Source organism: Candidatus Margulisiibacteriota bacterium, from assembly GCA_003242895.1.
Classification (GTDB): domain Bacteria; phylum Margulisbacteria; class Riflemargulisbacteria; order GWF2-39-127; family GWF2-39-127; genus GWF2-39-127.
Window position 1 is genome coordinate 1 of record QKMY01000013.1, and the last position, 7647, is coordinate 7647.

The following is a 7647-nucleotide window of genomic DNA, read 5'->3' on the forward strand; positions in this document are numbered from 1 at the left end:
ACGCCTCGCTTACGTTAAATGTTACAGTATAATTACCGCTGCCGATATATGGTTTATTCGCTATATCTATTCCTGATATCGCGGGTACCGTATTATCAAAGAATATGCTGCTGGTAACAGGCGATCCAAAAATATTACCGGCATCATCCTTAACCCATAGATATAGTGTCTTGTTTTCATTTTTCAAATCCGAAAAAGAATACTCGAAAGGTTTCTCTACCCTCCAATAAACACTGTTAAAAGTTGGCAGAGCAATCTGATGTTCACTTAATATCCATGCAGTAACATCAGGATCATTAGTAACAGAAACCCGGGGAATATGGTCATTTGTATAATAAGTATCGACAGTGCCTGCATCATATACCGTAAACGTAGGTATATTTAACTGGGTATCAAACTCTACTTTATTTATTCCGTTAATATAAGCATCACTATATATATTACTTGTTATAGTTACGACATCTCCTGCATCCTTGGTAACAACTACATAAAAGTAAACTTGACCATCCCTCGTTCCATCGGACGGCACATTAAAGGTCGCTAAGTAGCCAATACCTGCAATATTCTGAGTTACCAGACCAAATACATGTAGAGTCTGACAATCATTAGGAGATGGTATCCAGTCATAATGAAGCATAATTGAAGGAGTAACCTTTAAGGGGTTGGAAATGTCCAGGCTCATCGTCACAGTATATTCGCCTGATTTAAGATGCGCATTTGCTACTTCAATGGTAACAAAATTGCCAATACTCGATCCCGGTCCATCTCCTCCTAAACCGTTATAAATGCGTTCACCAATTTGAGTGGTTTCATTTCCAGCCTTATCTCGAACTTGTAAATTAAATGTAACTTTTGTATTTTCAGTAGGTCCATCAAAACTGATTCCTCCTGACCAGGCCGCACTATTGGATATACCTGCATTCCATACAACAGTCCCTACTAACGTATTATTTAATATATAAGTAAGTGTAGGAGCATAATCGATAACCTCATTCAAGTTCAAGGTAACAAAATAATAGTTCTCTGAAATATTTCTATCGTATACCTCAATAATTGAAGTTGTCGGTGCGACTGTATCATAAATAATAGAGCGTGAAACCACCTCAGCATTAATGTTGCCGGCACGATCTTTGGTCCAAAGATATAACACCTTTTTCTCATTGATGACGTCTTTAAATGTATATGTCCATGGTTCACCAGCTAACCATTTCACACTGTCAATTGCCGGTTTGACAGTCTGCTTTTCGTCCAGGATCCAATATGCCACATCGCTGTCAGGAACAAAAGTGAAACCGACTATAGTATCATTTGTATAATCACTTCTTAAACTTTCTTGATCCCAGATGTTAAAAGAAGGTGGATTTATATTTGTATCAAGAACAAATTGGCTGTCTCCTTGTAATGATGTTTGTACATTTAATGCATTATCAGTAACACGAAGATAAAAATAAGTTATTCCCTGAGGATCTCCTTCATGCGTATTGAATATACCCGTATAAATGTTTTGTCCGGCACTGACAAGAACAAGGTTAAGAGTTGATCCATCCGAATAAACAAGCCTTAAATCAGGAGTAGCCATGATCTCTTCCTGAACAGACAAAGTCAAACGGACCTCACTTTCTTTAATGTAATTCTTATGCGACAGAAGAATTTCCGTTACCGGAGCAACCGTATCAAGAATAATATTCTTACTGACAATATTTTTATTAATATTCTTAGCTGCATCCTGTATCCAGACATATAATAACCTATTACCCTGCGCTCCTGCTGATAATGTATAGGTTTCAGGCTTAGTAGACTGCCATCCCGATGCATTCCAAGCCGGCATTGATGACTGGGTTTCACTGATCATCCATTTGGCCGCCGTATTATCATTCCCAATATTAATAGAAACAACATATTCATTAGTATAAGCTTCGTCACCGTTTGATCTGTCTTTAACATTGAATGTCGGATCCGGGAGGGTGATCAACACATTAAATGTTGTTATTCCTGTAAATGTATTAGTAATATTACCGGCAAAATCAGTAGCAGAAATACTAATTGTACAAGGGCCCTCAGAATCCCCTTCCTGGATAATCACTTTACCGGTCCAAGAATCATCGGTTGAACGCCCCATACTCACTAAACGAGAAGTATTGTCGCTCATAACAAAAGATACATTCGGGGTGTTAATGGTATATTCAGACGAATTTATCGTAACCATATAGCTGCCAACTGCAAGAATCGGATAACTCTCTAAAGCATCGAGAGAAAATATTGCAGGAATGGTGTCAATAATATACGGTTGCGCAATAATTGTAGACAAATTATTTGCATTGTCATAGACGAACACATCAATGGAAGCACTTCTGTTATAGCCCAAGGTTTCTCCTATATCGAGATAGCCACCCCATACGTACATAGTTGCCCTATTCATGGTTATCGATACATCATTATCACCGTGGAATATAACAGAAGGTGTTGCACTAACCGCTTCAGATATGTTGACTGTTACTGATAATCTTGAATGGTTGATATAAAGCGCGGGAGTTGATTGAATTGTAATAGCCGGCGCAGACGTATCAACATTGAAAATAACATGTCCGGTAAGCATATTAGACTTATTAGCCGATAGGTCCTTAAGCTCAATAGCAAATAATGCCTGTCCGTTTGAATCATTTTCAGAAATGTTGAAGGTTCCGGCATAAGCTGTAGCCGAAACTTTGTTCAACTGGACATTTTTCGCTGTTTCGCCATATCCGTATAAAGTATAATTCAAGGTAATTGCATCAATGGTTGATTCACTAACATTAAGAGTTACATTAACTATACCTGATTTAACATTAGGATAAGGATATATCTGAACCGAAGCCGTAGGCATAATATCATCAAAATATATGCTCTTTGTGGCAGTCGAAGCAATATTTCCAGCATTATCCTGTACCCATAATTTAATATTTTTTGTACCAACATTTGCATTTGAGAAAGTAAAAGAAGTCGGTCTTTGAGTTAACCATCCCTGAACATCATAACTCGGGGTCACGCCAGTCTGATCGGAAATATTCCACATATACACTTCGCTATCGGCATTAATACTCACACCGATTGTCTGCTTATTAGTATATTGCTGTGATTGATTAGACGTATCAGAAATCGTAAACACCGGATCTATAGGATGAGACCTATCAACTATAAAAGTAGAGGTTCCTGCATTTATCTGATTTTGCACGTTGCTTGCATTGTCTGTCGCAATTACACTAAAAGTAGCTGTCCCTTCAGGAGTACTTGATGTTACATTGATAGTACCGGTCCAGACATACCGAGAAGAGCCAAGAGGGTTTATATTTATCGTTTGTGCAGATTCTCCCGAAAACTTTACTTTAAACTCAGGGGTTGCAACAAGATCAAATATTTCCTGAGATATGTTCAAAGTTACAGGGTAAATACCGTCTTTAATATAAGGACGATAATTGAACTTAACTTCTGTTTCCGGTTTTGTATCATCATAGTAAATGTTACAGCTTACTACTCCTTCATTAACATTTTTATAGGAATCCTGAACCCAAACATACAACTTTTTGTATTCATTAACAACATTTTTAAACGTATAAGCCGCCGGCTTATCTGATACCCATCCCGAGCTATTCGGACTTGGTTTTGCACTTTGAGTGTCACTCACCAGCCATTTAAATGCCTCTTCATCACCTTTTATGCTTAACCCTACAACAAAATCATTAACATATAACTTACTCTGTGTATCCGTATCATAAATATTGAACTGTGACGGATTGGCTATAAGGGTATCAATATTAAAGGTAGCGTTTCCATACAGGGTCGTAGAAAAATTACCAGCTCTATCTATTGTATAGCCGTTTATTGTAACCAACTCATTTCTGTCATAGCCGGTAATATTGAACTCACCAATCCAAACTCTATTTTCAGACACAGTCCGCAAAACACTAATGTTCCTTGTAGAACCATCTGCCCATCGAAAATAATAGCTGGGGGTTGTGATTATAGGTTCATTATAATTAAAGGTAACAGAGTAAGTACCAATTCCGAAGGTGTTATCGTCCAACTCCAGGTTTACCGTCGGTTCCTGGGTGTCTAATACGATAGACCGTGTTACCAAATGAGTATTTATATTTCCGGCGTCATCTTTTACCCAGAATATCAAAATCTTATTTCCATCTCCTGATGCCAAATTATACAAAGCCCCATAATTAGAACTCGAAGACCAGACAGGATTATCGGCTGCTGGTTTGGTAAAATAGCCAGTATTTCCTGTAATAATATAATCATGTGCATAAAGACTGGAAATAATATTTAAAGATACCTGCACTTCGTTTGTAAATAAAGGAGAACTGCTATTTCTATCAGAAATATTGAAGGATGGATTCGGAATAATAGATATATTATACGTCGCTCGCGGATTAACCTGTGAAGTAGTATTGCCTGCTTTATCATACACAGTCAATTTGAGCTCCATTAGACCTTTCGGTGAATAGCTGTCCACATTAAATGTAGCAACAAATGTATTATAGAATCCATGATTATCAGTAGCCCCTGTTGGCACAAAACCCATTACTCTTTCTGAACTATCGGAATAAACAATTTTTGATACGGAGATATGACTTGTAGGAATATACTCGTCAATGCTCAGCGTAACAGTATATTCACCGGCATAAAGAATTGAAGCCCCACCATTAAGATATGCCGTAATTGAAGGATTATGAAGATCAACGATAATTGAGGCATTCTTTGTTGTTTCATTACGCTGCCCTGTTCCTCCTTTTACCCAGATGTTATAGGTTATCAGGGTTTCCTGATTATCCTGAACGACAGAAGGGCCTATGTAAAAATTATTAATCACAAAATCCGACTCAGAAGAGGGATTTTCAATATTAATATCAGACAAGTCCGGTTTGACTTCTAAGTTACTGGTAATTAAATAATAATCTACCAGTCCCATATTTAGCATTTCAACATCAATATATCGTTCATTCGTATAGATATACTTATTGTTATTATGAGCGTTATCTCGATCTCTTAATTTCATGCCGATAGCTTCGATACTGGTAGCCACAGCAAAACTAGAATCACCCGTTAACCTTATATCTCCATCCTTGCTGCCTATCTCTCCGATATTTCCAATAGGATCCTCAACCGTTAACCTGAAATAATAATTACCATCGCCAAATATCCCATCTATATTTACAGAAGCAGTAACAAGCCGGGATGTTACAAATGTGTATTTATCTAAACTTATTGTATTAACTTTATCCGGATTCTGTTTATTAACCATATCAAGCTTAAATGACCCACCATTTACAGGCTCATTAAAATTAATGGTCACATACATTGTTTCAACAGCATAACTTATATTGTTTGAAGGAGGACTAAGTTCAATTGTTCCAGTCGGGATAAAGGAATCATAATTGACCGTAACATGTTTTTCTGCCCGCGAAATATTGTTTGCATAATCTTTGATCCAGATATATAAATCCTGTATACCTTGAGCACCGTCATGAGCTATTTTATCAGGCTGTCCAACCAGCCAACTCGAAATAGACTTAGCATCAATCCCTGGATTTTCAGTAACATAAAATCCACTTATCGTAGCCTCAGATAATACCATAGCGATATTAAAGGGGTTATCATTAGTTAACGTATGAACTTCAGTATTCGGGCTATCATAAATATAGGCACTGTTGACTGTTGGCGGTTGTGTATCGACATTAAATGTAGTAGTTCCGTAAGTAAAAGCGTCTTTTGTAACAGTCCCGGCATTATCAGTAATTATTGCGTGGAACGTTAATAATCCATTTGGAAAACTATCAGAAATATTTATTGTGCCTACAAATGCATCTCTCGTTGCATTAATCGGAATAATGGTTATCGGATAGGTCACACCCTGAACATTATAAGACAGATCCGGTGTAACAATTATATTCTCGCCAATATTTAAAGTAACCCTTACATTAGTAGTCGATATCCAACCACTTGCTGAGGATAACAATCCTATAACAGGGATTGTAGGATCATAATAAATTGAAGCGCTCAATCTGCTTCCAATATTGCCAGACTTATCCATTAACCAGATATACGCAGTCTTACTCTCTTCAGAAAGGCTACTAAAAACAACTCTGGTTGGAATAAGCTCACTCCATTGGGCAGACAAAGGAGTCGGCGAATACCACGGATTCTCTGTAACAATATAATAGTCCGGATTACCCTTATGAAGCTCTATCAGATTATTTAATGTATTGGTTATGCTATAAGAATTACTGTTAGGTCCAAATATCTGAAAATCTCCGGTTGGATTAATATCGTCATAGAAAATCTGGTATTGATAAACATCAGAAATATTTCCTGCCCGGTCCTTAACCCATAAGAACATATTTCTTGTGCCTTGTGTTGTATCCTTCAATGTATATTGAAAAGGCTTTTCTATCCAATCCAATGCGTTCTCCGTTGGGAAAACATTTTGTTCCCTGATAATATATCTATAATAATCAGTATCCTGTTTGATATTTGTACTTAATATGACTGTATTTGAAAAACTGGCGATATTTTCATTTTTGTTCGTACCGGAAGATGAAACACTCATTGTCGGAGTCGGCGGGGTGATCGTATCAAAATTAACTGTAACAAATAAATTAGCTGGAATTATATTTGTTACATTCATTGCATTATCTGTAATTGTTAAATTAAGAGTAACCAGGCCGATTTCTCCGGGTTTTACATCAAACATTCCGGAAAGAGTCCGTCCATCGAAATAATCAAGCGTAACAGCCCTCTCCGACCCTTGATATTCCAAATAAAATGTCGGGGTTACAATTACAGATTCAGATAAATTTATAGTTACTCGTGAAGAACCTTCTTTTATATATTTATCACGTTCAAAAAATATTTCTGTCGCCTGAGGATAAGTATCATCATAATTTATGGTTGAAGAAGCACTCTCATTACTGATATTACCGGTCGCGTCTTTGATCCATAAGTATACGGGCCTTAGACCGTTAACTCCGTTCCTGAGAACGAAATATACAGGAGCAGTGTTTTGCCACAAAGGATCATTAGCTGCCGGTTTATTCGATTGCACTTCACTTATTAACCATGCAGACGCCCTGGTATCACAAGTATATCTTACACCTAAGACAAAATCATTAGAGTCTTCGGTACTGTAAGTATCCAGATCAAACAGTTGAAAAGACGGTTTTAAAAGATCGATATTAATATTGAGCTGATTATTTCTGGTTACACTTTGATATACCAAATAAAGGATAGATGAACCGCTATTACCGGCATTATCTGTCACTCGAGCACCAAAATAACCCATACCGTTTTCAATCTGACTATTTATAGTTATTTGTCCATAATATTGATTTCCTTGTTTTCGGATTATATCAATGTTTATGGGATTACCTTTATAAGGATAAAAATATAAGTTTGGAGTAGAAGATACACCACTTGCAACATTAACCGGATTAATTGTAACCCCGATATTTTTTGTTGTAATAATAGTTATTGTAGGATTATGGTCAATGTATAGTTCTATCTTAGGCACCAGGCTGTCATAAACGATACTGGTACTGGCACTGCTGATATTCAAGGCGCTGTCTTTTGCCCAGACATACAGATTATGTGTTCCCTGAACATCGG

Annotated in this window: 1 protein-coding gene; it reads right to left on the reverse strand. The window is 37.0% G+C overall.

Annotation, left to right across the window (positions count from 1 at the left end):
* Positions 1 to 7647 (reverse strand): hypothetical protein (locus DKM50_01145; GenBank protein ID PZM83852.1); only part of this gene is annotated, 7647 nt, incomplete at both ends.